The following is a 26718-nucleotide window of genomic DNA, read 5'->3' as shown; positions in this document are numbered from 1 at the left end:
GAGGAGAACTCGCTAACATCCGTGGTTGGCACGATTGCCACCACAAGCCGGAATCTGAGGAATGGGCGGTCAGGCTAACCAGCGCCGTGCTTGATGGCTTCAAACGCCGTCATGAAGCCGCCGGCAAGAAAAGTTGCGATCTCACCCAAAACCCCGTCCCCTCGGGAGACGCCGCTCCGCCGTGGCGGAAGGAGAAGGCGCGCGTGGAAGCGGCCGCGTCGCGGAGGCCCTTACATCGCCGCAGCGGCCCGGCCGCGCTTGCCGCCGGCGCCAAACCGGAAAGTGGTGCCACTGATCCAGATCTTGTGCAGCAGCACCGCGAGCGCGCGCGCCACCGCGGTTGCCGCGCGCTTCAGACCCTTTTTCCTGGCAAGCCGCAGGCCCCAGAGCCGCAGCTTAAAATTCTTCGGAATGCGCGTGAGCATCGCGATCGCGGCCTCGTACAGCATCGCCCGCGTCAGCTCGTCGCCGCATTTGGAGATGCTGCCGATGCGGTCGGTCTGTCCGGATTGGTATCGCCGCGGCGTCAAGCCAAAATGCGCGCCGACGTTGGTCGACTTCTTGAATCGCGCCGCGTCATCGACAGTTGCGCGGAATGTCAGCGCCACGAGCGCGCCGACACCGGGCACGGTCATCATCCGCCGCACCGCATTGTCGCTGCGCGCCGCCGCCAGCGCCAGGCGCTGCAGTTTTGCAAGCTGCAGCCGCATCGCAGCCCGGGCGTCCAAGAGCGGTGTGACGATGGCTTCCAGCTCCTTCTTCCCGGCCATGATTTCGCGCACCCGCGCGTCAAAACGTCCGACCGAGAACTCTCCGACCTTGAGACCGAACGGCCGCAGCAGGCCACGGATCATGTTCTCCATATCCAGCACCTTGCCGAGCATCGCTTTGCGCCCGACCAGCAGCGCCCGCAGCGTTTGCGCGGCTTCCGACTTGACGTGGACCGCACGGAACCAGCCGGTCCGCATCATCTGCGCCATGCCCCTGGCGTCGTTGCGATCGGTCTTGTTCAGCATCGCGTTCAGCGCCGCCTTGGCGTGGCGGGTCTCGATGCAGATCACCGGGAGGCCCTTTTCGCTGAGTGCCGTGAACAGCCAGGCGCTGTACGAGAACGCCTCCAGCCCGACGCGTTTGAGGTGGATGTCCCATTCCGCCAAAAACAGCTCGATCGCATCCGGATCGGTCTCGAGCTTCGCTTCCCGGACCACCTTGCCCTCGCCGTCCACCACGCAAATGTTCGTCGCCTCCAGCGACACGTCGAGCCCTGCATAGAAGTCCATCGTTCGCCTCCGCTGCCGACCGCCGGACCGCCCCATGCGTTCCGTTCGCGAATCGTTGTGAAGCATTTTCGCAGCAGCACGGCCGGCGAGGGGGCACCGGTCAGTACCCCGGCTAACCAGAAATCCTTCGGATTTCTTCTAACGGACCGGGCCGCAAAGCGCATGGGAGGTGGCCGGCAAAGCCGGCCCGTCCGTCCTGCTGGCCTTCGCAAGCCGTACACGCACTTCCCCGCCGCCAAAGCGAACGGCTCCCAGTCTGAGCGTAGGGGAGCCGCGGCATGAGCGATCTCACGGAAGTGGAAGTTCTGTGGCTCGAGAAGCGCATTGAAAACCGGATTCGGTTCGGTCGCCTTGTCAAGGAACGGAAGCTTGATCCCCACCGGCGTGTCCTGTCATTTGCACCCGGCAGCATCTTTGCCTTCGTCCGTTGGACCTCGAACGACTTTGGGACGAACATTTCGCGGATCGACATCCTGCGGGCGGTCGCTCCGGGACAGCGCTGCTCGACCGTTCCTTATGTGACACCCGGCGGTGAGATTCTGTTGCGGCTGTCAGGTTGGCCGAAGGTCGAGCGCGTGCTGCAAATGACCGATGCCGTCGAGGCACTCGGCATCGATCCAGCTGATGTCGCGCCTGATCATTGGCACCACGTTCATAACCGCCTGTCCGTCAACGAAAACCCACGCCCGTATACGAAAGCGCGTCATCAGGCCTGGCTTCATCGCCAAAAGGTGATGCGATGAATGGCCGCCTGATGATGCTGGCCATGTCGATTTGGGTTGTTGCTGCGCTCGTCGCGACGATCATCCTGGAGCCGCTTCCGCTTTACATCTGGAATGCATCCGCGAGCGTGCCGATCGGTCTCTACCGCCTCCGACCGGCGGACCAATTCCAAGTCACCGAATTGGTCGCCGTGCAGCCGCCGGAGCAGCTCGCGACCTTCCTCGACCTTAACGGCTATTTGCCCCTTGGCGTCCCCATGCTGAAGCGCGTGCTCGCTCTTCCGGGGCAGAGTGTTTGCAGAACCGGCCGTGCGATTTCGGTCGACGACGTGGCGGTGGGCGAGGCCAGGGATCACGACGGACGAGGCAGGCCGCTGCCGAAATGGCAGGGTTGCCGCGTCGTCGGCGACGGCGAGCTGTTTCTCATGAACTGGCAGTCGGACGACTCTCTTGACGGTCGGTATTTTGGATTTCTTCCGGCATCTAGCGTGATCGGCCGTGCGATGCCGGTGTGGACCTGGGAGGAGTGATCGTGCCTGTTCGACATATTCGTCCCGCGATTCCTCTGTTCGATCGATTGCGGGTCCGTTCCTCCGTCTCGATCGATGTCTGCAAGGCTGGCGCGAGCCCGACCGCGTGCTGGGGTCGGTTGGGCACGCGCGTTTGTGCTGTCGTGCCCCTGATGCTTCTGCTGACCGCGTGTGGCAGTGCTGCTTCCGCCCAGAGCGGATCAGCCGCCCAGCCGGCGATCAGTCAGAACGCTCACTCATTTGCCAGCTTCATCAATGAAGCCTCACAACGCTTTGCGATCGCGCCGAACTGGATCCGATCAGTCCAAAGCATTGAGAGTGCTGGTGACGTGCACGCCAGATCGCCAAAAGGCGCAATGGGCCTGATGCAAATCATGCCGGCGACTTGGGCGGAACTGCGCGAGCGTTACAATCTCGGGAACGACCCCTACGACCCGCACGACAACATTCTGGCGGGCACGGCGTACTTGCGCGAACTGCTGGATCGGTATGGCTCGCCTGGCGTGTTTGCTGCGTACAACGCAGGACCCTCTCGCTATGAGGAGCATCTCGCAGGCCGCTCTCTGCCAGACGAGACGCGAGCATACGTCGCAAGGCTTGCAAACCTGCTTGCCATCGAACTGCCGGCGAGGTGGACGTCCAGCCGACAGTCATCAGCAGCAGCGACGCTGTTCGTCACGCGATCCGATCTCATGAAAACGCGCGATCGGTTGCCGGCGCTCACGCCGTCCAGTCGTGTCATGACCGCAATTTCAGGGCCCGATGTTTCGCACGTGGTTCCCCGACCTGTTGGCGTGTTCGTCCCTCGATCGGAGTCGGAGGTATCGCAATGACCAAGTGGGCGGGTTCGCAAGGTGACGGCGTATGGGCGATGCCTTCGGCCCACGCTCTACTCGTCGCTTCGCTCCTCACCGAGCCACCCTTCGGGTGTCTCGGCCCTTCGGGTAACGATCGCTATCGCAAGCGCCCGCAAACAGTCGGGGGCGGGCGGAGGACTACGACGGCAGGACGGCCGCCCGTAATCGGTCTGCGCCGGGACTTGCGGCGGCCGAGCAAGTGGTCTGCGCGATGAATAACCCGCAAACTGCGCCGCCTCAGCAACGCGGGAGGCGTGTGATGGAATTCTTTTGTGGCCTGGATGTCGGCATGGACGAGACGGCAATCTGCGTGGTGGATGACAAGGGGCAGGTAGCGCTGGAGGTTGCGGTGGTGACCGATCCGGATGCGATCAAGACAGCACTGAAGCCGTATCTCGGCCGGCTGCGCCGCCTCGGCCACGAGGCGGGGTCGCTGTCGCCCTGGCTGCATCCGGAATTGCTCAAGCTCGGCCTGCCGGTGATCTGTCTGGAGACCTTCCACGTGCGCGCCGCGCTCAAGGCGCAGCGCAACAAGACCGACCGGACGGACGCGCTCGGCCTAGCGCATTTGATGCGCACCGGCTGGTTCCGCAAGGCGCATATCAAGAGCGAAGCGTGCTACCGGCTGCGGCTATTGCTGACGCACCGGCGCAATCTGAAGCGCAAGTTTCTCGATCTGGAGAACGCGATTCGGCATTCGCTGAAGGTGTTTGGCATTCGCCTGAGTCATGTTGGCCGCGGCGGATTCGCGCAGGCCGTGCGCGAGGCGGTGGCGGGCGATGCGCTGGTCAGCGAGCTGATCGATGCCATGCTGAACGCGCGCGCCGCGCTGTGGAAGGAGTACTGCTGCTGCACGATCTCGTGGTCAAGCTGGTGGCGAGCCATGAATTGTGCCGGCGCTTCATGCAGATTCCCGGCGTCGGGCCGGTGGCTGCCCTGAGCTTCATGACAGCGGTTGATGATCCGCCGCGCTTCAAAAGGTCGCGCGATGTGGCGGCCTATTTTGGCCTGACGTCGCGGCGCTGGCAGTCCGGCTCGTCGATCGACGTGCAGGGGCGGATCAGCAAGGCCGGCGATGCCGACGTGCGGCGGGCGCTCTATGAGGCGGCCAGCGCGTTGCTGACCCGATTTAAGCGCAAGGACAAAGTCAAGACCTGGGGGCTTGCGATCGCCAAACGCACGAGCCATCGCAAGGCGACCGTTGCGGTGGCACGCAAGCTTGCGGTGATCATGCATGCGATGTGGATCGACGGCACATTTTATTGTGGCGATCCGGCTGCATCCCAAGCGGACGTGAGCGCACGTGCCGCCGCCAAGGAACGCAAGCTGCTCGGAGCCCATGCATGACTAAACGCGATCCGATTGCAGATCAATGACCCGATCAGCGTAGTAGTATTTTGAACACGGAGCTCCGCGACAGCGGAAGAGACCTGGTGCAGATCAACGACGACGGAACGCACGCTATCTTGCCTGTGGCCACGCACGTGACGTGCAGCCTGGACCACGCCGGAGTGCCTGTGATGTGGCTCCGTCATGCCGAGGGAAAATTGCGACGCGACGGCATCCCCGCTGCCTTGCTGCAGCGACCTTACGCCGTCGATGAGCGCGGAAGAGTGCACGGCGCACCGGGACTCGCGGCTGTTGTGGCGCATCGCGTTCAAGCGTGGCGCAGAGGGCCTTGTCGCAAAAGAGAAAGGAAGCGAGAATGGGTGAGATCAAGCGGACGAGACGACCGATTAAGAGGGCGAGATAAAAGGGGCTCGCCGGTCGAACCGCAAGCCATTGACATGGCTTGTGTTCTGGCGTGCCGGTCGGTCGGGGCGCGTGCCGCGCCTTGCGCTTTGAACAATGTGATCAAGGGCATTTTCGGCACTGTAGCTGTTTTAATGCTGTTAGAGGCTCGGCCATGACCGCCGGCGATAGCGATCTGCGCATTCGGCCCGGGCGTATCCGCAGCACCCGCGCGCCGACGCCCAAGAGCTTCATCAACCAAGTGCTGCGTGCCGCGAAGAAGGCCGGTCACACTTCTGGTCAGGTGGCGGCCGGCAGGCGTTCTGCGTTCTACGGACGTTCGACGTTCGGCCGCGGCCGGCTCGCTTTTAATCGCAGCCGGTTGTTCAGTCGGACACGGCGCGTCGTGGTGAAGGCGCGCGTCGTTCGCCACAAGGGACGAGCCTTCCGTTCAGCACCACTGATCGCCCATCTCTCATACTTGAAGCGCGATGGGGTGACCCGGAGCGGCGAGAGGGCCGAGATTTTCGACGCTGGCGGCGACCGGGCTGATGGTGCGGCTTTCGCTGAACGTTGCAAGGACGACCGGCATCATTTCCGGTTCATCGTCTCGCCAGAGGGCGCCGGCGACATGACCGACCTCAAGGCCTTCACCCGCGATCTCGCCAAGCAGATGGAGACCGATCTCGGCACGCGGCTTGATTGGGTGGCTGTCGATCATTGGAACACCGACAACCCCCATGTTCATCTTCTCGTTCGGGGAGTAGATGAGGAAGGGACGGATCTCGTGATCTCCCGCGACTACATCAGCCAGGGCCTGCGCTCACGCGCCGAGGAACTGGTCGCCATCGAACTGGGACCAAAACCAGAGCACGAGATCCGCAATTCGCTGGAGACGGAAGTTACGGCGGAGCGATGGACGCGGCTCGATCGGGAGATCCGGCTGGCGGCCGATGCGACCGGCTATATCGATCTTCGCCCAGAGAATCCCGGCAAGTCCGATCCTGAGATCAGGCGTTTGATGATCGGTCGCCTTCAGCACCTGGAGAAGATGGGCCTTGCTGCATCCGCCGCGCCCGGGGAGTGGATGGTCGGGCTGGAAGCCGAGCGCAGCTTGCGCGACCTCGGCATGCGCGGCGACATCATCAAGACCATGCACCGCGCCTTCACCGAGCGCGGAGAAGCTCGCGGCATTTCCGACTACGTCATCGAGGGTGAACAGCCGACATCTCAGATCATCGGACGACTGGTCGACCGAGGACTGCATGACGAACTGACCGGCGAGGCCTACGCCCTGATCGATGGGACAGATGGACGAGCGCACCACGTGCGCTTTCGAGGCCTAGAGGCTTTCGAACATGCTCCGCCGGCGGGCGGTATCGTTGAAGTCCGACGCTTCGGTCAAGCCGGCGATCCGCGGCCAACCGTAGTGCTCGCAACCCGTTCCGATCTCGATCTCCGTGAGCAGATCACTGCGAGAGGGGCCACCTGGCTCGACCACAGGCTGGTTGACCGAGATCCCATGCCGCTCGCGATGGTTGGCTTCGGCCGAGAGACCCGCAACGCCATGGAAGCGCGCGCCGAGCATCTGGTTCAGGAAGGTCTGGCGCGACGGCAGGGACAGCGCGTCATTCTGCAGCGCGACCTCCTGAACACGTTGCGCCGACGCGAGCTGGACGAGGTGGCTTCAAAAGTCTCGGCCGACACCAGCCTGCCTCATGTGAACGTCGCGTCCGGGGAGCATGTGGCGGGCACGTACCGCCATCGGCTGACGCTCAGCTCGGGGCGCTTCGCCATGATCGACAACGGGCTCGGCTTCCAGCTCGTGCCCTGGTCGCGCGAGCTCGAAAAGAGGCTCGGCCAGCACGTCACCGGCGTCATAAAGGACGGCGGCGGTGTCGAATGGGCCTTTGGTCGAAAGCGCGACCTCGGCCTCTAGCAATCTCTCCAATTCAGTTGCGGAAGGGCGTTCGAGATGTCCGGAACCAAAATCCTCTGGGGACAAGTGATCGTTGTCGGCCTGATCGTTTTAGTGGCCATCTGGGGGGCATCTGAGTGGACGGCTTGGCGGCTCGCCTGGCAGCCGGAGCTTGGGCGACCCTGGTTTGAGCTGTTCGGCTTCAAAATCTATTACCCACCGGTCTTCTTCTGGTGGTGGTTCGTCTACGACGCCTATGCGCCGCAGGTCTTTGTCGAGGGTGCCTTCATCGCGGCGTCGGGGACCGTCGTCTCGATCGCGGCGGCGATCGGCATGTCGGTGTGGCGGGCGCGCGAGGCCAAGAACGTCGAGACTTATGGCTCGGCGCGCTGGGCTGATGCCGAAGAGGTTCGAGCGGCCGGACTTCTCGGTCCGGATGGTGTGGTGCTGGGCAAGCTAGAAAACGACTACCTGCGCCATGACGGGCCGGAGCACGTCTTGTGCTTTGCGCCCACTCGGTCCGGCAAGGGGGTGGGCTTGGTCGTTCCTTCGTTGCTGGCCTGGCCGGACTCGGCCATCGTGCACGACATCAAAGGTGAGAACTGGCAACTGACGGCCGGCTTTCGCTCGCGACATGGCCGCGTACTGTTGTTCGACCCGACCAACCCGAAATCCTCAGCTTACAATCCGCTGCTCGAGGTCCGGCGCGGGGAATGGGAGGTTCGTGACGTCCAGAACGTCGCCGACGTCCTGGTCGACCCCGAAGGCTCACTCGACAAGCGGAACCATTGGGAGAAGACCAGTCATTCGCTCCTGGTCGGCGCCATCCTCCATGTCCTCTATGCCGAGGCGGACAAGACGTTGGCCGGCGTGGCCGGCTTTCTGTCCGACCCGAAGCGGCCGATCGAAGCGACGCTGAAAGCGATGATGACAACGCTGCATCTTGGCGAACGCGGCGCTCATCCCGTGGTTGCGTCGACCGCGCGCGAACTCCTCAACAAGTCCGAGAATGAGCGCTCTGGCGTCCTGTCCACCGCGATGTCGTTTCTCGGGCTCTACCGTGATCCCGTCGTGGCCCGGGTGACCTGCCGTTGCGACTGGCGGATCGCCGATTTGATCGCAGATAGCCGCCCTACGACGCTGTATCTTGTGGTGCCTCCCTCGGATATCTCACGGACCAAGCCCCTGATCCGCCTGGTGCTGAACCAGATCGGCCGACGCCTGACCGAGGACTTGCACGCCCGTGACCGCCGGCATCGAGTCCTGATGATGCTCGACGAGTTCCCAGCGCTCGGGCGGCTTGATTTCTTCGAGTCTGCGCTCGCCTTCATGGCGGGGTACGGCCTTAAGAGTTTTCTGATCGCGCAATCGCTCAATCAGATCGAGAAGGCCTACGGGCCCAACAACGCCATCCTCGACAACTGTCACGTCCGCGTCAGCTTCGCGACCAACGACGAGCGGACCGCCAAGCGGGTGTCTGACGCGCTGGGCACCGCGACGGAAATGCGCGCGATGAAGAACTACGCCGGGCACAGGTTGAACCCATGGCTTGGGCACCTGATGGTCTCACGGCAGGAGACTGCGAGGCCGCTGCTGACCCCGGGCGAGGTCATGCAGCTTCCGCCAATAGACGAGATCGTCATGGTGGCGGGCACGCCGCCGATCCGCGCGAAGAAGGTCCGCTACTACGAGGATCGGCGATTCACCGAGCGGGTTCTACCGCCGCCCAATCCGGCGAAGGCCGGTCGATCATCGCGAACGGACGGATGGTCAGCGCTCGGAACGCCGAAGCTGCCGGGAGGTCCAACTGACAAAACCGCTAGGTCGAGGAAGACACCGCGAACAGTGGTCTTCGGCGAGAGCCCGAACTGCCCGACCACGTGGCAATCGTCAAGGAGACGACCGAGCCGACACCGGCAGAGGAGTTTGCAGTTGTTCTTGACGACGATGAGGACGCGGTCCGTCAGTCCCGGCTCTTGCGACAACAGATGCGAGGTGTGGCCCGTCAAGCCGCACTCGACCCGAATGACGGCATGGAGCTCTGAGGCATCATGCGCGACCGGATGAATGTGTATTTCCCGCCGGAGCTTCTGAAGCAGATCTCGGAACTCGCCGATCGCAAGAAGCTTTCTCGTTCTGCGATCGTGGAGGCGGCGGTTGCTTCGTTTCTGTCACCGGACGGAGCGGACAGGCGGGAGGCAGCATTTACTCGGCGCTTGGATCTGCTGTCGCGTCAAATGCAGAGGTTAGAGCGCGACGTCGCTCTGACGGCGGAGACCCTGGCCCTCTTCATCCGGTTCTGGTTGACGATCACACCACCGTTGCCAAACGACGCGCAGGCGGCCGCGCAAGCAAAGGGCAGGGAGCGCTTTGAAGGATTTGTCGAGGTGCTCGGGCGCCGTTTGCAAAAAGGGCAAAGCTTTCTGCGCGAAATCCCAGAAGATATCCGCCGTCAGGAATCGGCCGAAGAAACCTGATTGAACCAGTAGAAAGACCCTTTCGCCGGTCCTTCTTTTTCTACGCCAGCCTACGACCGCAGCAGTTCAGCCGATCTGACAAAAAGCTGGACGCGCTATCGGCTCGCACGAGCTGAGAGCAAAAGGGGCCAGCATGCAAATCTCAACAACATGGCGTCGAATCGCGTTCGTTTTTCTCCCTTTCGCTGCCGGATACTATCTTTCGTATCTGTTTCGAACGATCAACGCTTTGATCGCCAGTCGTCTCAGCTCGGATACTGGGCTTGGGACTGCCGACCTCGGGTTGCTTACGTCGGTCTATTTCCTTGTCTTCGCGGCGGCTCAGATCCCCATCGGCATTTTGCTGGACCGCTTTGGTACGCGTCGCGTCCAGAGTGTTCTACTCTTGATTGCCGCGGCGGGCGCCGGACTGTTCGCGGTATCGACCAGCTTTCTGTCATTCTTGATCGCGCGTGGAATGATTGGGCTTGGCGTCGCGGCGGCGCTGACGGCAGGGCTGAAGTCCATCATCCTTTGGTTCCCCAGGGAACGAGTCGCCTTGCTTAACGGCTACATGATCATGCTGGGATCGCTCGGAGCGGTGACCGCTACGGCTCCCCTTGAACACCTACTCGCCTGGATGGGCTGGAGGCAACTCTTTGAGATCCTGGCGGCCGCTACCGGTGCCACGGCCATTTTTATCTATGTCGTGGTGCCCGAACGAGGCAATGTCCCATCGATAGCGTCAACCCCCACGACGCTAAGCTCTGTTTTTGGAGATCGGCGCTTCTGGCGAATGGCCCCGTTGTCGGCGGCTTGTATTGGATCGGCCTGGTCCCTGCAGGGATTGTGGGCATCGCCATGGCTGACCGACGTGGAGGGGCTTGATCGCGCAAGTCTCGTCAGACAGCTTTTCATGATGTCGATCGTACTTAGCGGTGGTGCCTGGTTATTCGGTATGACGGTCCATTGCATCAAACGAAGGGGAATAGGGGCGGAGACAATATTGGCGCTGGTTGCAGTTCTGTTCATCGCAGCTGAGTTTGCCTTGATCCTGCGAACGCCTCTGCCATCCATCTTGCCTTGGTCTGTTGTCGCAATTGTCGGAACGGCAACCGTGGTCAGCTTCGCGGTGATAGCAGATTACTTTCCGCCCGAGCTTGCCGGTCGTGCCAACGGCGCCTTGAACGTTTTGCACTTTGGTTGGGCGTTTCTAGCACAATACGCGACAGGTCTGAGTCTGGAGCAATGGTCTGCGAATGATGGCCATAGGCCCGTCCAAGCCTATCAAGTCGCGTTCGGTTTCAACGTAGCACTGCAGATCGCGGCGTTCGTCTGGTTCGCGATGCCCTGGCGCCGATCAATCGCTTCGTGGATGAGTTCAATCCTCTTCTTCAAGCCGGCTGATGTTTCCTACGCTGTCGAGTCAGTTGGGTTGTATGAGGATTCAGTCATCCTGCTGCCCGCGGATGACGATGCGGAGTGGTGAGCAGCAACTCGCAGCGAACGGATACGATTAAGTAGCCGTCAAATATCGGTTCTCAGTCATTCTTTTTGTACGCCAGCCTACGATCACCGAAAGCGCTTGTTGCGCCAAGTCCATTGGTCGCTTTTCTAATTGTCCCCATCTGAGGGCGATCTTTGGGCGTCCTCATTCGTGGGGGCGAACCGTGGCAATCCATTCTATTCAATCGGAAGCGAGTTCGCGCGGTGCGCGAATGCTGCGCAGCGCGCTTGGCTCGGCGGTTGCGGGCTACCTCGAGGATGAAACGATCATCGAGGTAATGCTCAACCCAGATGGGCGGCTGTGGGTCGACCGGTTGTCGAATGGCCTGATCGACACAGGCGAAACTCTGTCCGCAGCGGATGGCGAACGCATTGTTCGCCTGGTAGCGCATCACGTCGGTGCCGAGGTGCATGCCGGTTCGCCACGGATCTCGGCCGAATTGCCTGGGACCGGCGAGCGCTTCGAAGGTCTTTTGCCTCCGGTCGTTGCAGCACCGACCTTTGCTATCCGCAAGCCCGCCGTCGCAGTGTTTACGCTCGACGACTACGCCGCGACGGGGATCATGACCTCGGAGCAGGCCAGGACCCTGAAGGATGCGGTCGCCGCACGGAGGAATATCCTCGTCGCCGGCGGGACATCGACCGGCAAGACAACCTTGACGAACGCGCTCCTGGCCGAGGTCGCGAAGAGCTCCGATCGGGTCGTGCTGATCGAAGATACGCGCGAGCTGCAGTGCAAGGCACCCAATCTCGTCGCTTTGCGGACAAAGGATGGTGTGGCCACGCTATCGGACCTCGTTCGGTCCTCGTTGCGACTGCGTCCCGATCGTATCCCGATTGGAGAGGTCCGCGGTGCCGAGGCGCTCGACCTGCTCAAGGCCTGGGGCACCGGTCACCCCGGGGGCATCGGCACTATCCATGCGGGCAGCGCGCTCGGAGCGCTGCGGCGGCTGGAGCAACTCATCCAGGAAGCCGTCATCACGGTTCCGCGTGCCCTGATCGCCGAGACCATCAACATTATCCCCGTGCTGGCGGGGCGCGGTGCTGACCGTCGCCTCGCTGAGCTCGCCCTGGTCTCGGGCCTTGGCGCCGCCGGCGACTACAGCCTTTCAACAGCAGGAGACTGACATGTGTCAGCAATTTCCCTTTCTTCGAGGTGCATCGTTGGCAGCCTTCAGCACGGTGCTTTTGGGAGCGGCGCCGGCATGGGCGGCTGGCTCGAACATGCCGTGGGAGCAGCCACTCAATCAGATCTTGCAGTCGGTCGAAGGTCCGGTCGCTAAGATAATCGCCGTCATCATCATCGTGGTGACCGGGCTCACGCTCGCGTTCGGGGACTCGTCAGGTGGTTTCCGCAGGCTGATCCAGATCGTGTTCGGTCTGTCGATCGCGTTTGCCGCCTCAAGCTTCTTCCTGTCGTTCTTCTCCTTCGGCGGCGGCGTGGTGATCTGATGGATGATCAGGTGGCAGGCTTTGTCGTGCCCGTTCATCGCGCGCTCACTGAGCCAATCCTGATGGGCGGCGCGCCGCGATCGGTTGCGATCGTGAACGGCACGCTTGCGGCAGCCCTTGGGCTCGGACTTCGGCTGTGGATTGCCGGTCTTGTCCTCTGGTTCATCGGCCATATGGCCGCCGTCTGGGCCGCCAAGCGCGATCCCGCCTTCGTCGATGTGGTGCGCCGACATCTGCGCATTCCCAGCCATCTCAACGTCTAAGATCTCGGTCATGATGAACCTTGCCGAATATCGCCATTTCAACGCCCGTCTTGCCGACTTTCTGCCCTGGGCAGCCTTGGTCGACGAGGGAATCATCCTCAACAAAGACGGTTCGTTCCAGCGGACGGCGAAGTTCCGTGGGCCTGACCTCGACAGCGCGGTACCGGCCGAACTTGTCGGCGTCGCCGGTCGCCTGAATAACGCCTTGCGTCGCCTGGGATCGGGCTGGGCCGTCTTCGTCGAGGCGCAGCGTCATTTTGCGGGGGCCTACCCGCCTAGCTCCTTTCCGGATGTCGCGTCTGCGCTGGTCGATGCGGAACGCAGAGCTCAGTTCGAGGAGGCGGGTGCTCATTATGAGTCCAGCTACTTCCTGACCTTCCTCTATCTGCCTCCAGAGGAAGGGGCCGCCAGGGCAGAGCAACTGCTTTACGAGGGGCGCGACCGCGCCGTCGGAGCCGACGCGCGCGAGATCCTCCAGGGGTTTATCGACCAAACGAACCGCGTGCTTCAACTCGTCGAAGGATTCATGCCGGAATGCATCTGGCTAGATGATCAGGACACGCTGACCTACCTGCATTCGACGATCTCGACCAAGCGTCATCGCGTTCGGGTGCCAGAAATTCCGATGTACATCGATGCGCTTTTGGCGGACCAGCCGCTGACCGGCGGGCTCGAGCCGATACTGGGTTCGGCCAATGTGCGGGTGCTGACTATTGTCGGCTTCCCGGGCACCACGACGCCGGGGATCCTAGACGACCTAAATCGTCTGGCGTTTTCGTATCGCTGGTCAACCCGGGCGATCATGCTCGACAAGACCGACGCCACAAAGCTGTTGACCAAAATTCGTCGCCAGTGGTTCGCAAAGAGAAAGTCTATCGGCGCCATCCTCAAGGAGGTCATGACCAACGAGGCGTCGACGCTGCTCGATACCGACGCTCACAACAAAGCTATCGACGCCGACGCGGCGTTGCAGGAGCTCGGGTCGGATCAGATCGGACAAGCCTTTGTCACGGCAACCATTACCATCTGGGACCGCGATCCCAATGCGGCCGACGAAAAGCTACGGTTGGTCGAGAAGGTCATTCAGGGGCGCGATTTCACCTGCATGATCGAGACGGTGAACGCCGTCGAAGCTTGGCTCGGCAGTCTGCCGGGGCATGTCTATGCAAATGTGAGGCAGCCGCCGGTATCGACACTCAACCTCGCCCATATGATTCCGATGTCGGCCGTGTGGGCCGGCGAAGCCAGGGACCTGCACTTGAAGGGTCCGCCTCTTCTGTTTGGCAAGACCGAGGGATCAACACCGTTCCGATTCTCGCTCCACGTCGGTGACGTCGGCCATACCCTTGTGGTCGGACCGACGGGGGCTGGCAAGTCCGTACTGCTCGCTCTGATGGCACTGCAATTCCGCCGTTACCCGAACTCTCAAGTCTTTGCATTCGATTTCGGTGGTTCAATCCGGGCGGCCGCGCTCGCCATAGGGGGCGACTGGCATGATCTCGGCGGCGCGCTGTCCGACGGAAGCGAAAACCCCGTTGCGCTGCAGCCGCTGGCCTGGATCGATGATGCTTCCGAGCGCGGATGGGCCACGGAATGGATCTGCGCGATCCTGGCACGGGAAAAGGTCGAGATCACCCCGGAGGTCAAGGATCATTTGTGGTCAGCGCTGACATCTCTCGCCTCGGCCCCGAGGGAGGAACGCACCCTCACGGGCCTGTCAGTCCTGTTGCAATCGCACTCCCTAAAACGCGCCTTGCAACCCTATTGCCTGGGCGGATCCTCTGGCCGGTTGCTTGATGCCGAATTCGAGCGTCTCGGTGAGGCATCGGTCCAGGCGTTTGAGACCGAAGGCTTGATCGGAACGAGTGCTGCGCCGGCCGTGCTGGCGTATCTCTTCCATCGTATTGGGGACCGTCTCGATGGCCGGCCGACGCTCCTTATTGTCGATGAGGGTTGGCTTGCCCTCGATGATGAGGATTTTGCCGGTCAGCTCCGGGAATGGCTAAAGACGCTTCGGAAGAAGAACGCGTCCGTCATCTTCGCCACCCAGTCGCTTTCTGACATCGATGGGTCCGCAATCGCGCCGGCAATCATCGAAAGCTGCCCGACCCGCCTGTTGCTGCCGAACGAACGCGCGATCGAACCGCAAATCACTGCCATCTATCGCCGCTTCGGCCTCAATGACCGCCAGATCGAGCTACTGAGCAGGGCCACGCCGAAGCGCGACTACTACTGTCAATCCCGTCGTGGCAACCGGATGTTCGAACTCGGGCTCGGTGAGGTTGCGCTCGCATTCACCGCGGCGTCGTCGAAGACAGACCAGGCTGCCATCGCGCAGCTCCTCGCCGAACACGGACCTGACGGCTTCGTGCCGGCCTGGCTCCAGCACCGTGGCGTCGCTTGGGCCCTAGACCTGATCCCCAATCTCGTCAATCTGGAGAAATCGCTATGAAGCCTCTTGGTCTATTGGCGGCCGCTAGCGCCATCTCTCTCCTGCTTGGCGTCACGGTGCCCGCACGGGCGCTGATCGTCTTCGATCCCAACAACTACGTTCAGAACGTCCTGACTGCCGCACGAGAGCTGCAGCAGATCAACAATCAGATCACCTCGTTGCAGAACGAGGCGCAGATGCTGATCAACCAAGCGAAGAACCTGGCTAACCTGCCGTATTCCTCGCTGCAGCAACTGCAATCCTCGATCCAGCGCACCCAGCAATTGCTCGCCCAGGCGCAGCGCATCGCCTACGACGTCCAGCAGATTGATCGCGCCTTCTCGACGAGCTACGCGCCAGCTACTCGTAGCCAGTCCAGCCAAATGCTTGTCACAAACGCGCAATCGCGGTGGCAAAATACGTACGCGGCAACGCAAGACGCGCTCCGGGTTCAGGCCGGAATCGTCGGCAACCTCGATACCAATCGCATCCAAACGTCCGCACTTGTAACGTCAAGCCAAAGTGCCGGCGGCGCCCTGCAGGCAACTCAAGCCGGCAACCAGATCCTCGCGCTTCAAGCGCAACAGCTTGCCGATCTCACGGCGGCCGTGGCGGCGCAGGGTAGGGCGCAGAGCCTCGAAGCCGCTCAGCGCGCCTCAGCCCAGGATCTGGGGCGAGAGCAGCTCAGACGATTCCTGACGCCAGGACAGGGCTATCAATCCTCGAACGTGCAGATGTTCCATTGATGACCGATGTAAAGGCATTCAGGGCGCTCTCGCTGCTTACGACAATCGGCCTAGTGGCCGTCGCCGCCTGCACGATCCAACTCCGTGGTGGAGACGATTCTCCGCCGGCACCAAAGGCAGAGCAGACGACCTCCGACCTCGCGCGCTGCCGCGTCGTCGCTCCAGAGGAAACGGCAAGCTACCGCCATTGCCAGCAGGTTTGGTCCGAAAACCGGCGCCGCTTTTTTGGCAAGAAGAACGGTCCCGCAGATGCTGGCCAAAGCGATTCCACCACGGGCCTAGCGCCCGCCCCCAAGGATCAGAGCCGAATCCCACAAGGATATCCACCGCTGGCGATACCTGACACGAGCAAGTCATGACCGGTACGGGGATCATTGACCAGTTCCTGGAAACGTTCACACGTTATATCGACAACGGCTTCGGGCTGCTCGGTAGCGATGTTGGGTATCTCGCAGCGACCCTTGCCGCGATCGACATCACGCTCGCCGCGTTGTTCTGGAGTTGGGGAACGGACGAGGACATCATAGCGCGCCTCGTCAAGAAGACGCTCTTCGTCGGGGTCTTTGCCTACCTTATCGGCAACTGGAATAGCCTGGCGCGTATCATGTTCGAGAGCTTTGCCGGACTTGGGCTGAAAGCGTCTGGCTCAAGTCTCTCCGCGGCAGATTTCCTGCGACCGGGAAGGATCGCCCAAGTCGGACTCGACGCCGGTCGACCGCTGCTCGATTCCATTTCTAACCTAATGGGCTACATCAGTTTTTTCGAGAATTTCGTCCAGATCGTCGTTCTCCTGTTCGCCTGGGGCGTGGTGCTGCTCGCTTTCTTCATTCTGTCGATCCAGCTCTTCGTCACCCTGATTGAATTCAAGCTTACGACGCTGGCCGGCTTCGTGCTCATTCCCTTTGGCCTGTTTGGCAAGACCGCCTTTGCGGCGGAGCGGATTTTGGGCAACGTTATATCTTCAGGGATCAAGGTCCTCGTCCTGGCCGTCATCGTTGGCATCGGCTCGACCCTGTTCTCGCAGTTCACCTCTGGTTTCGGCGGCGCGCAGCCGACCATTGAAGACGCGATGACCCTGGTGCTTGCGGCGCTCTCTTTGCTGGGCCTCGGTATCTTCGGTCCGGGTATCGCAAACGGCCTAGTATCGGGCGGACCCCAACTCGGCGCTGGTGCCGCGATTGGAACAGGCCTTGCGGCCGGCGGCCTTGTTGCGGTAGGCGCAGGTGTCGCCGCCGGCGGTGCTGGTTTCGCTGGCGGCGCGATTGCAGGCGCCGCGCGCGGTAGCGGCACTGTCATTAGCGGAGCATCAGCCGCCTATCGAAGCGGCGGCCTTGCTGGCGTCGCGGAGGCCGGCGCCTCGGCTGCGATGAGTCCTTTGCGCCGAGCAGCGGCTGCCTTCGGGGGTGGCCAAGCCGGCGAGCAGGCCACGAGCACCTCGGCCGAAGGGCAGCCCGATTGGGTTCGCCGCATGAAGCGTGCTCAGACCATTCGGCACGGTGCCTCGGCTGCTGGCCACGCCGTCCGCTCGGGCGATCATGGTGGCAGTGGTTCCTCCGTTGACTTGTCCGAACGAGAGCGCTGAGGCGGACCAGTGCACCTCCGCCGCACGGCGCGCCTCAAATCCTTCCATCCCACGACTTGAAAGCGATCACTCGATATCAGGGTCAACCATCGATGTTCAAACGACCATCAGTTCACTACGGGCGCATGCCCGAGCCGATTACGCCTTATCAAAAGGCGGCGCAAGTGTGGGACGAACGCATTGGATCAGCGCGGGTGCAAGCCAAGAACTGGCGCCTGATGGCGTTCGGCTGCTTGATGATGTCGGCCGTCTCGCTGGCAGCCTTGTCTGGCAATCTAACCAGGGATCGATCACGCCTTGGGTGGTAGAAGTCGATCATCTCGGCCAGGCCCAAAGGGTTGCGCCCGCCAACATCGACTATCGACCAACCGATGCGCAGATCGCTTACCATCTGGCGCGCTTTATCGAGGATGTCAGAGGTCTGCCAGCCGACGGCATCGTTCTGCGCCAAAACTGGCTCCGTGCCTATGATTTTACGACCGATCGCGGCGCCGCTGCGCTCAACGACTACGCGCGCAACAATGATCCCTTTGCCAAGCTGGGTAAGGAGCAAATCTCCGTCGACGTATCGAGCGTCATTCGCGCTTCGTCAGAAAGCTTTCGGGTCGCGTGGACCCAGCGCGTCTACGACAACGGCGCGTTGAGTTCGATCGAGCGTTGGACGGCCATTCTCACCATCGTAATCGAAACGCCGCGCGATGCCGAACGCCTGCGCAAGAATCCCCTCGGCGTCTACGTCCGCGCCATCAACTGGTCGAAGGAGTTGAGTCAGTGAACGATATGACGTTAGAAGTATCTACGAAGCGTTGCATCCAACATCGTAGGCTCTATTCGGCTCGGCGCGAGTTCGTGAACTCGAAACGTGCATTTTTGTTCGCTCTCCTGCTTAGTTCGTCGGTGCTTGGCGGGTGCGCGACCTACATTCCGCCGGAGATCAGCTATGACGCTGAAGTTCCTCCGTTGCCGGCGCCTCCTGTGGCTCTCGACGACAAGCCAAGACCCCTTCACGTTCCACCCCTCTGGAAGCCAGCACTCGGCGGTAAGTCAGTAGGGAAGGAAGACGCGGAGCCGGTGAGCCGGGTTGAGACGGCAAACAGCGCGGCCCGTGTTGAGCCGCGCAAGCGGGGGTATTTCAACGCAGCCCAAATCTACGCCTACAGTCCCGGAGCGCTCTATCAGATTTACGCCGCACCGGGGCAAATAACGGATATCGCGCTCGAGGAGGGAGAACAGTTGACGGGATCAGGACCGATCGCGGCCGGAGATACCGTACGCTGGATCGTGGGCGATACCGAGAGCGGGACCGGGGACACACGGCGCGTCCATATCCTGGTCAAGCCGACGCGAGCTTCGATCGAGACCAACCTCGTGGTCAATACTGACCGGCGCACCTACCTAATCGAGCTCCGCTCCCGCGAGCGGCCTTACATGCCCTCCGTTGCTTGGTACTATCCAGAAACTGTACGGGAACGATCGCGCTCGGTCGCTCTGAAGCCCGTCCTTCCGGAGCCGCCGCAGCGCATCTCCCGCTATGCCATCGAAGGGGACAGTCCTCCCTGGCGGCCGCTCGCCGCATATGACGATGGCCGCAAGGTCTACATCGAATTTCCGGCAGGGATCGTGCAAGGCGAGATGCCTCCGCTCTTCGTCATTGGTCCAGACGGCAAGAGCGAGCTGGTCAACTATCGCGCTTACGCCAACGTATTGATCGTCGATCGGCTGTTTGCTGCCGCCGAACTGCGGCTTGGCGGCGAGCATCAGCAGAAGGTCAGGATTGTCAGGACTGATGGGAGGCCGTCGACATGAACGCCCGGAATGCAAACGATGACGAGCAAGCAGTTCCCTCGGAGACACAAGGCGAGCAGTCCGAAAGTTTCCGCCTGAGAGCAGAGCATCCGCGCGTGATGCGGTTGTCGCGGAAGGTCTTAGCCGGCGGGAGCGCGGTTGCCCTGCTTGTCGTTGGCGGAGCGGTGCTGTGGTCGCTACAGAACAATCGCGCACGTAATCAAGCGGCCGATGGACTTTACAGTACCGACCACCACAATGTGGCCGACGGCATAACGACGCTGCCGAAGGACTATACTGGCGTCCCGCGCCAGTCGATCCCGCAGCTTGGTCCGCCGCTCCCCGGGGACCTCGGTCGACCGATCCTCGCCGCTCAAGGTCAGTTGCCGACGAGCGGCGCTGATCCGGACCAGCAGCGGCGGGGCCAAGAGACCGAAGCTGCTCGCATCAGTCATCTATTCGCTTCGACCAATGGAAGTGAAGTACGTCCGCCCGTCGCTGCGGCTGTTGGAAGTGACCGCGCTGTGCCATCGAATGCAGCGGGGACCGGCGATGACGGATCCGCGCAAAACGGTCAAGACCGAAAGCTTGCCTTTGTGAGCGGTTCTGTGGATCGCCGCACGGTCAGTTCTGACCGTATCGCCAGGCCCTCTTCACCCTACATCGTGCAGGCCGGAACTGTGATTCCGGGAGCTCTGATCACAGGGATTAGATCGGATCTTCCAGGCCAAATCACCGCGCAAGTGACCGAAAACGTATACGACACGCCCACCGGTCGGTTCTTGTTAGTGCCCCAAGGAGCGCGCCTAATCGGGGTCTATGATAGCCAAGTCACTTTCGGCCAGTCGCGCGTTCTGCTCGTTTGGACCCGACTGATCATGCCGAATGGACGTTCAATCGTTCTCGAGCGGCAGCCTGGCGCTGATACTGCCGGATATGCAGGCCTCGAAGATCAGGTCGAAAATCACTGGGGTGAACTGTTCAAGGCTGCGGCACTATCGACGTTTCTGGCGGTCGGGACCGAATTGGGTGCCGGCTCGGATACCAACAGCAACGACAGCGCAATCATCCAGGCATTGCGACACGGCGCCTCCGACTCACTGAATCAAACCGGACAGCAGGTCGTTCGCCGCAGTCTCAGTATCCAGCCTACTCTGACTGTGCGACCTGGATTCCCGGTTCGTGTTCTTGTCAATCATGACCTCATACTTACGCCCTACAGAGGGTGACAACATGCCAAAACTCAAAATTGGAGAGCTTCCAGACGACAAGCCGGTCAAAGTGAGTACGGAGCTGCCTGCGGCCGTGCATCGTGATCTCATTGCATATGCAGAAGCGCTTACGCGTCAGGGTGGTCAAGTGGTTGATCCGACTAAGCTCATCGCTCCCATGTTGGCGCGCTTTATGGCCACGGATCGAGGATTTTCTAAACTGAAACGTGAAGGCCACGTACCGGCCGCTGGCGAAGGACAGTGATGCTCAAGGTTTCCGAAACTGTTGGTCGACGCTAAATCTAGGCGCTGCCGAGCTGGCGCCAAGAGCCGAGATATCTTGTCGGAAAGGTGTGTTCGCGCCCGATACAACTCCGATTACCAGGTTTTCTCAGTTTTCAGACGCGAGGTGTTGGGTGCCGACTGCAGTTATTTGGTCGCCTTCAAGCGCGTTACACTGCTCCGGCCATCGACGCTGACAGGCACGTCACCCTCGACCGTGGCCCGCCGTACGACGCGATGCTGGTCCCCGTAATCGTTGACCGCGTAATGCTGCGTTGCGCGGTTGTCCCATATTGCAATATCGCCCTCTATCCAGTTCCAGCGCACAGTGTTTTCGGGCGCGGTGATGTGAGATTGGAAAAGATCGAACAACTTTTGTCCGTCGTATTTGCCGATCCCTACAAAGTGCTTCACCAAGGCGCCGAGCACTAGCGTCCGCTCGCCTGTTTCGGGGTGGACGCGCACAACGGGATGCTCGGTCTCAAAAACCGTTCTGGTGAACACCTCGTCAAAGTGCTTCTTGTCGACCTCGCGGACACGCGCGATCCCGGCGTAATCGAAAACGTTGCTGTGAACGGCCCATAGGCCGTCGGCAAGCCGTTGTAGAGGCGGCGGCAGACCAAGATAAGCGGCAGCTGTGTTCGACCACACCGTGTCGCCTCCGAACCTTGGCATTACAACGGCCCGCAGGACCAAAATCTTGGGATAGGCGTCGGCGAAGGTCCCATCCGCATGCCAAACGTCTGCGCGACCGCCGCCGCGAGAGGAGTCCAGTTCGAGGAGCGACGCCATCCCCTTGGTGGCACCGAGCATCGGATGCGGCACTAACTTTCCCAGACGAGCGGCAAAGCGCTCCTGCTCGGCGTCATTGAGATGTCCTTGATTACGGAAGAAGATCACCTTGTGCTCGAGCAATAAGCTGTTGATCGCAGCGATCGCGTGATCCGGTAGATCGCCTGATAGCTTGATATTTTTGATTTCGGCGCCGATGCGCGCTGCACGTTTCACCACATCGGTGCTCGGAATGACGCCACCGATCAAAGCCGTTGTGCTCATGTTGCTTTTGTAAGCCCTTACAGTTTTTCTCTCTCTCGCCTCTCGGAGCGAATGATCTTCAGCAAGCATCGTGCCAAGCGAAAGACGACCAGGTATCGCCAATAGCACCGAACGAATATGGTATTTGGCGCGAGTCATAGAAGCCGATGGTTGGACCGAGTGACGAAAGAACTCGATCATCGAACTTCCACTTCTAATGTCGAACTGTGAAGCCGAAGCGGAGAGCAGGAGGCGCCAACCCGGAACATCTTCAGTTATACATTTGTAATCATTCAATTGCGTTGAAAAACAATGCTTCTGTAGAATTGGTAAACTTCATGCGAGATTGTGCCTCTGTCAGAATACGGACAAGTGTCTACAGCGCGGTAAGCTCGAGCTGACTGTTCGGTTAGTAAATGTGGCGAGGTAATTATATTGCCCAGGTTAATCTCTCTACTAATGCCGCTGGAGCGTGTGAGAGCTGCAGATGTAATGTCCATCGGCGCTGTTGGCCACGGTCATGCACATTATCGTTTCAGTCCTGAGCCAGGATAAGAGCTGCAACTTCCTGGTCCTGTGCCAGTTTGCTCGCCGCTAGGCCGGTGGCGACACCAACGCGATCAGGCGTAGGGCGGTTTTGGCTCATCTTGCGCTTGCCTTCTACCATAGTGATCGGGATGCGCACGCCGACGATTTCACGCAACTGGACGGCAATGAAATCCACGGGAGCATCGCTGACGGCCCAGGGCGTCGCACGTGACATCTCATGGATATTCGTCAGACGCGTCACGATCTCAAGCAGGCGTTTAGGATCCTCGAAGAACTCAATCGGCCCATGGGCGTGGACCGCGATGTAATTCCATGTAGGCACCACGCGTTCAGTTTGACGCTTGCTTGGATACCAGGATGGTGTCACATAAGCCTCTGCGCCACTAAAGATCGCCAGAGCTTCTCCAATCGGGGCCGTGCGCCATTGCGGATTGCCCTTCGCCAAGTGCCCGTACAGCGCGCCGTGTTTGCCTTCGCTCTCATCGAGGAAGAGCGGAAGAGGCGTCGCAAGTGGCCCATCTGATGTCGCTGTGATCAGGTTGGCCAATCGGGCGCAGCGGATTGTCGCTCGAATGCTCTCGAGGTCGTAATCTCGAAAGTGGGCTGGTATGTACATAGAGGGTCTCCGGTGGCTGTCGTCCAGATAAAACCCAAGTCAAGAAGCTAGAAAACCGCCAGTTTCAGTAGCTCGCGTAGAGGTGCTCCGCCTTCTCTCTTGACGTGAAGTTTTCGGATTGTCTGGGACGTGACCTGCCACTAAGTATTTGTTCCAGAAGGCCTGGATCGTAGCGCAACTGTATCGCAACATTTCTCGTTCTGCCGCCGGTCCGACAGACTTTGAGACGATAACCGTAGCCATCCAGCGTACTGGCTCTGACTTACTCGAAGTTCGACGGATGTCTAGCACTTTGATTGGAGAGGATCTCACAGTTCTGCTTCAGAAAGTCGGTTTGAAGCTCAGGAGCCTCGGTGATCGCGCAAACGCGCCCGCAAGGACCTACCAAGAATGGTCGGTCGCACTGTTACGGAAAGTTAGTTATACTGTCGCTCTCAACGAGGGGGATCCGTGCCTTACAGTATTAGGTGTCATCGAACGGGGTTTAGCCGGAGGCATTTTTCGGTTCAAAGTGTGAGCGCAAGAGAAGCCCTGTGTAAGTCGGAGTGTCTTGAGAGATCGGGAGTAGACATAGACTATATTGATACTCCCTCAGGCGGACGTGTCGACCTCCGCACGCTCCGGAAGCTGGCTGAGACGGAGGGCGGCTTCGAACAAGAAATTACCAGCCAATGATGGTGATCATACCTGCGCCTTCAGCAAAATACTCAAACATTTGAGCTCGCACCTACGAAGCCCTGTCACTTCAAAGCTGGCGCCTTCACGTTTCGATGCGATAGTACCCGGTGCATCGAGCGCGATGGTCTGCACCGGGGTCGTGTCGGTTTCGGCCTGGAATCTCCGAGGCACTTCTTCGGATACCAGTGGGCCGGCCAATTTGGGTTGTCTCGAATACGCGCATCGTTGCCCTCTCTAGCATCCATCAACTTCGCGCAGATTCCACCATGCACAATAACTAATAAGACGAGCGGCTGCCATGAACGATGGACATTGATTTGGTTCACTCTCAAGAGCGCGGCTACTCAAGCGAGTTCAGTGTTGCGAGCTGCCTCGCACTGCCACCGAAGCAGTGTCCCCTGCCGTTAAGATTGTTTCGTCGAGAAGATGCTGCGCATTTCAGGATGCGTTTAGAAGACCGTTCACAGTCTTCAAGCCGAGCCCGTCTCACGGCAGGATGCATGATCCGACGAAGCAGCCTAATCTGCACAGTAGGCGACCGTTGTTGAGCCACGAGCCTACGACAGCTTTCCGGGCCGGCAGCCTCAAGCCGAGACCTTACTCGCCATAGCGAAGTACGTGCAGATTGCCGAGTGACGCGCACGTGGGGTGCGGCGCGGTTTTGGTCCGGCGCAAACGATCCATGCTTGCTTGGGCCTGCCAGTCCAGCTTCGCGAACTGTCCTAGACATGCACTAGTTCCGGCGCTTGACCTTGCGCAGCACTTAGCTAGCCGAGGCGCCGCGCTGACATAAAGAGGATTTGCCGTCAGGGCCTGTGAAACAGGCAGTGTGAGTTTTCTTTGGGAGGAGTTCCTGGTTCATAGTAGCCAGCGGGAGCGAAGATAAAACAGAAATCCGGACCGGGCAAAGCACCGGCAGAACAAGTTGTAAAAAGACATTAGGCGAGAAAGCCGGCCGGCATTATTCGGCGGAAGAGAGGATCCGCATGGTGCTGTGCGCGGAATGGAGAACATCTCGAGATCTGCCGCCCAGAAGGCATTGCCGCCTCGATGTATTACAGCTGGTTCAAGGAGTCTGACGACGGACGTCAGCTCTCAAACGAATGTCGACAACTTGACCCTGCAGCCCGCTACGAAGTCCCTGCTGAACCTCCAATTCTCAATTCGGCACGGCCCTTGCTTGGTTAGGGGTACCATCACGTATTGCTCCAGATACGGCGATGTTAGGGGCGGGCTCGGCGTCGCGAGCGTCTGGTCCGCCCCGCCGATTTGCTGCGGCTTGCGAATCCGGTGCCCAAGCGGCCATGCCATAGCCTTGAACACACGTTAGATCAGAGATGCAGACTGGAACGGTAGTCTCCTACAGCGTTGAGAAGGGCTGGGGCTTCATCAGACCCGACAACTGCGACGGCATGGATTTGTTCGTGCACATTTCGGACCTTTGCGACTGCGCAGGCGCTGATCTGGCGCCGGGGACGCGCGTGTCTTTCGATCGTCGCTTCAACAAACGCCGCTCGAAGTACAGAGCCGCCGAGGTCAGAGTAATCAATTGAGATGCCGTATTTTCTGAAGCACGCGTTGCTTATCATTTGATATCGGAAAGGCGATGCAGGAGCGCGTCCCTTGCAGGGCGCATTAAAATTGACCGCTTCCTCTCTGTACGTTCAGGTCGATCTTCAGAAGAATCTTGCCCACTCCAAGACTCCTTTTGCGTAGTGACGTGCCACCTGGATGCCGTGAGCAATCCTGGTCAAAATCGTTCAATGAAGCATCGAAGATGTTGGACAATTTTAGGACGTCGGGGTCATCTGACGGCAGCGTTTCGGCACGGAACTCGTAGAAATACGATCGTCCCCAAACAACCGAAACTGGACGCCCCGCGCCGATGGATCATACATGGATTCGGCGACGCCCGCGGTGACGCTCAGCGTAGTGCAATCGACGATCTTGACGAGATCCTAGCCACGCCGCGTGTATTGGCCATCGGTATGTCCCAGACATGCCAACAACGCGGCGTTGAGCGTAGCGAAGATCAGACACGAACAGGCTATGGACGATGCGCGCTTTCACTTACTCGCTCTCGACATTAAGTTCGGCCAGCCGCTGATCGAGTTCTCGGATCGAATTAACTACCTCGAGGCCGAACTCGCGCCAGCCCGCGACGGAGTCTTCGTCGGGAGTCCTACAATGAGGCGCCTTTGCTGGGTGCAAGTGCGCAGCACCTCCAGCGCTTTGATGTCACCGTGATTGTTTCAGATCTCGCAGGAGAGCCAGATTTCGGCTGCGCGATTGGGGGTACTGGACGCGTTATCTTCACCGGCGGCCCGATCGCACAATTCCGTCGGTTTCTTACGCGCTACGGGCTCTGATGCTGCTGCCCTCACGACTCTTTGCCGCTTTCCACGGCCTTTTGTCGCCGTACTTGACGCCGATTTCGTTTCGCAGGCGCCGCTTTCAGAATCGGGTTCCGCCTTACCGTCGTTCCGTTGCTCAATCCGGCGAAATGGTATTGGCGCGCGCTTCTCCTGGCAGCGGCTGCCATCTCAGCGCCATGTGGTTTGGCGCTTCGCCGATACGCTGGTGCCACTCGGCTGAACTGCGGGCGCGCTTCCTCATGCGGACTTAATGGAGCGGACGTTGGCACTGTTTAACGAGCCGAGCGTTGTCGAGTTGAAGAGTCGCATGCTCGAAGCGCTACTGTGCCGTCCTCGTCCCTCGTCCCTCGTCCATTGCGACTCGAAATCAACCCGGACCTGACGCCTTATCGTGGAGGAATAAGGTGATCTGTTGCCGTACTCGAGCGCTCGTTCCTATCGACGAACAGATGCTCTTCAGATCGTCCCAGAGCTAGTTGGGGGATCAAGTCGGGCTGGAGGACAGGCGCAGTCCGCCCCTGCCATAACTTGCGGGATCGACGATGCTTGAAAGTAGAGATCCAAGACAGCGCGTCGGCCAAGTCGGCAGCGTCCTTCATCAAAAGCCCCGTGAAGATGACGTTGCCCTGGCGTGCGGCCTGCCCGGTCACGACGCCGATCACAGTCCATCCGAACCCATCGCGTCAGACCGCGTAGCGAGCTATCGATCGCGT

Annotated in this window: 20 protein-coding genes and 3 pseudogenes; 20 read left to right on the top strand and 3 right to left on the bottom strand. The window is 60.4% G+C overall.

From position 1 onward, the window contains the following. Window positions 1–230: 230 nt before the first annotated feature. Window positions 231–1280 carry an IS110 family RNA-guided transposase gene (locus tag N2603_RS40870; RefSeq protein WP_260386633.1) on the bottom strand — a complete coding sequence of 350 codons (1050 nt, stop codon included), beginning with the start codon at window positions 1278–1280 and terminating at the stop codon, window positions 231–233. A 278-nt stretch (window positions 1281–1558) separates the two neighbouring features. Between N2603_RS40870 and N2603_RS40865 the strand changes: the two genes are divergently transcribed. The 19 genes and pseudogenes from N2603_RS40865 (at window position 1559) to N2603_RS40770 (ending at window position 20735) form a co-directional block, all read left to right on the top strand. Next, window positions 1559–2023: a DUF2840 domain-containing protein gene (locus N2603_RS40865; RefSeq protein ID WP_260386632.1), complete on the top strand. Its 465-nt coding sequence runs from the start codon at window positions 1559–1561 to the stop codon at window positions 2021–2023. Then, window positions 2020–2532 (top strand): S26 family signal peptidase, encoded by a 513-nt coding sequence (locus tag N2603_RS40860; RefSeq protein ID WP_260386631.1) that lies wholly within the window; start codon window positions 2020–2022, stop codon window positions 2530–2532. Before N2603_RS40865 ends, N2603_RS40860 begins: the two co-directional genes overlap by 4 nt. Before the next feature lie 152 nt (window positions 2533–2684). Beyond that, window positions 2685–3365, top strand: a complete 681-nt coding sequence (locus tag N2603_RS40855) for a lytic transglycosylase domain-containing protein (RefSeq protein WP_425248959.1) — start codon at window positions 2685–2687, stop codon at window positions 3363–3365. A gap of 283 nt (window positions 3366–3648) precedes the next feature. Continuing rightward, window positions 3649–4736: pseudogene (locus tag N2603_RS40850) on the top strand (IS110 family RNA-guided transposase). A gap of 559 nt (window positions 4737–5295) precedes the next feature. Continuing rightward, window positions 5296–7059, top strand: a complete 1764-nt coding sequence (locus tag N2603_RS40845) for a relaxase/mobilization nuclease domain-containing protein (protein ID WP_260424396.1) — start codon at window positions 5296–5298, stop codon at window positions 7057–7059. Window positions 7060–7095: 36 nt separating this feature from the next. Next, a pseudogene (locus N2603_RS40840) lies at window positions 7096–9083 on the top strand (conjugal transfer protein TraG). Between the two features lie 6 nt (window positions 9084–9089). Beyond that, window positions 9090–9515, top strand: a complete 426-nt coding sequence (locus N2603_RS40835) for a ribbon-helix-helix domain-containing protein (RefSeq protein ID WP_260386630.1) — start codon at window positions 9090–9092, stop codon at window positions 9513–9515. A 133-nt stretch (window positions 9516–9648) separates the two neighbouring features. Continuing rightward, on the top strand, window positions 9649–10983 hold the full coding sequence (locus tag N2603_RS40830) for an MFS transporter (RefSeq protein WP_260386628.1): 1335 nt from the start codon (window positions 9649–9651) through the stop codon (window positions 10981–10983). 229 nt (window positions 10984–11212) lie between these two features. Next, on the top strand, window positions 11213–12127 hold the full coding sequence (gene trbB, locus N2603_RS40825; protein WP_260386627.1) for a P-type conjugative transfer ATPase TrbB: 915 nt from the start codon (window positions 11213–11215) through the stop codon (window positions 12125–12127). Between the two features lies 1 nt (window position 12128). Then, a complete protein-coding gene (locus tag N2603_RS40820) occupies window positions 12129–12452 on the top strand; it encodes a TrbC/VirB2 family type IV secretion system protein (protein WP_027571461.1) in 324 nt (107 codons plus the stop codon). After that, a complete protein-coding gene (locus N2603_RS40815; protein WP_027571460.1) occupies window positions 12452–12715 on the top strand; it encodes a VirB3 family type IV secretion system protein in 264 nt (87 codons plus the stop codon). The genes N2603_RS40820 and N2603_RS40815 overlap by 1 nt, the downstream gene beginning before the upstream one ends. A 10-nt stretch (window positions 12716–12725) precedes the next feature. Then, window positions 12726–15167 (top strand): conjugal transfer protein TrbE, encoded by a 2442-nt coding sequence (gene trbE, locus N2603_RS40810; protein ID WP_260386626.1) that lies wholly within the window; start codon window positions 12726–12728, stop codon window positions 15165–15167. Continuing rightward, complete coding sequence (trbJ, locus tag N2603_RS40805; protein ID WP_197957980.1) at window positions 15164–15892, top strand: P-type conjugative transfer protein TrbJ; 729 nt, start codon at window positions 15164–15166, stop codon at window positions 15890–15892. Before trbE ends, trbJ begins: the two co-directional genes overlap by 4 nt. Next, window positions 15892–16251, top strand: a complete 360-nt coding sequence (gene trbK-alt / locus N2603_RS40800; RefSeq protein WP_260386625.1) for a putative entry exclusion protein TrbK-alt — start codon at window positions 15892–15894, stop codon at window positions 16249–16251. The genes trbJ and trbK-alt overlap by 1 nt, the downstream gene beginning before the upstream one ends. Then, window positions 16248–17474 (top strand): P-type conjugative transfer protein TrbL, encoded by a 1227-nt coding sequence (gene trbL / locus N2603_RS40795; RefSeq protein WP_260386624.1) that lies wholly within the window; start codon window positions 16248–16250, stop codon window positions 17472–17474. The genes trbK-alt and trbL overlap by 4 nt, the downstream gene beginning before the upstream one ends. Window positions 17475–17638: 164 nt before the next feature. Continuing rightward, window positions 17639–18249 (top strand): annotated as a pseudogene (gene trbF, locus N2603_RS40785) (conjugal transfer protein TrbF). Between the two features lie 5 nt (window positions 18250–18254). Next, window positions 18255–19280 (top strand): P-type conjugative transfer protein TrbG, encoded by a 1026-nt coding sequence (gene trbG / locus N2603_RS40780; RefSeq protein WP_260424395.1) that lies wholly within the window; start codon window positions 18255–18257, stop codon window positions 19278–19280. Next, window positions 19277–20488, top strand: a complete 1212-nt coding sequence (locus N2603_RS40775; RefSeq protein WP_260386623.1) for a TraB/TrbI/VirB10 family type IV secretion system protein — start codon at window positions 19277–19279, stop codon at window positions 20486–20488. Before trbG ends, N2603_RS40775 begins: the two co-directional genes overlap by 4 nt. A gap of 4 nt (window positions 20489–20492) precedes the next feature. Beyond that, complete coding sequence (locus N2603_RS40770) at window positions 20493–20735, top strand: DUF2274 domain-containing protein (RefSeq protein WP_128931751.1); 243 nt, start codon at window positions 20493–20495, stop codon at window positions 20733–20735. A gap of 164 nt (window positions 20736–20899) precedes the next feature. Here N2603_RS40770 and N2603_RS40765 read toward each other — a convergent pair whose 3' ends face one another. Next, window positions 20900–21808: a TauD/TfdA dioxygenase family protein gene (locus N2603_RS40765; protein WP_260424394.1), complete on the bottom strand. Its 909-nt coding sequence runs from the start codon at window positions 21806–21808 to the stop codon at window positions 20900–20902. A gap of 514 nt (window positions 21809–22322) precedes the next feature. Beyond that, window positions 22323–22952 (bottom strand): FMN-binding negative transcriptional regulator, encoded by a 630-nt coding sequence (locus N2603_RS40760; RefSeq protein WP_260386622.1) that lies wholly within the window; start codon window positions 22950–22952, stop codon window positions 22323–22325. Between the two features lie 2015 nt (window positions 22953–24967). On the opposite strand from N2603_RS40760, the gene N2603_RS40755 reads away from it, so the two are divergent. Next, window positions 24968–25183 (top strand): cold-shock protein, encoded by a 216-nt coding sequence (locus N2603_RS40755; protein ID WP_260386621.1) that lies wholly within the window; start codon window positions 24968–24970, stop codon window positions 25181–25183. The last annotated feature ends 1535 nt before the right edge of the window (window positions 25184–26718 follow it).

The organism is Bradyrhizobium huanghuaihaiense, assembly GCF_025200885.1.
Lineage (GTDB): Bacteria > Pseudomonadota > Alphaproteobacteria > Rhizobiales > Xanthobacteraceae > Bradyrhizobium > Bradyrhizobium huanghuaihaiense.
This window is presented reverse-complemented; position numbering and strand designations above follow the sequence as displayed.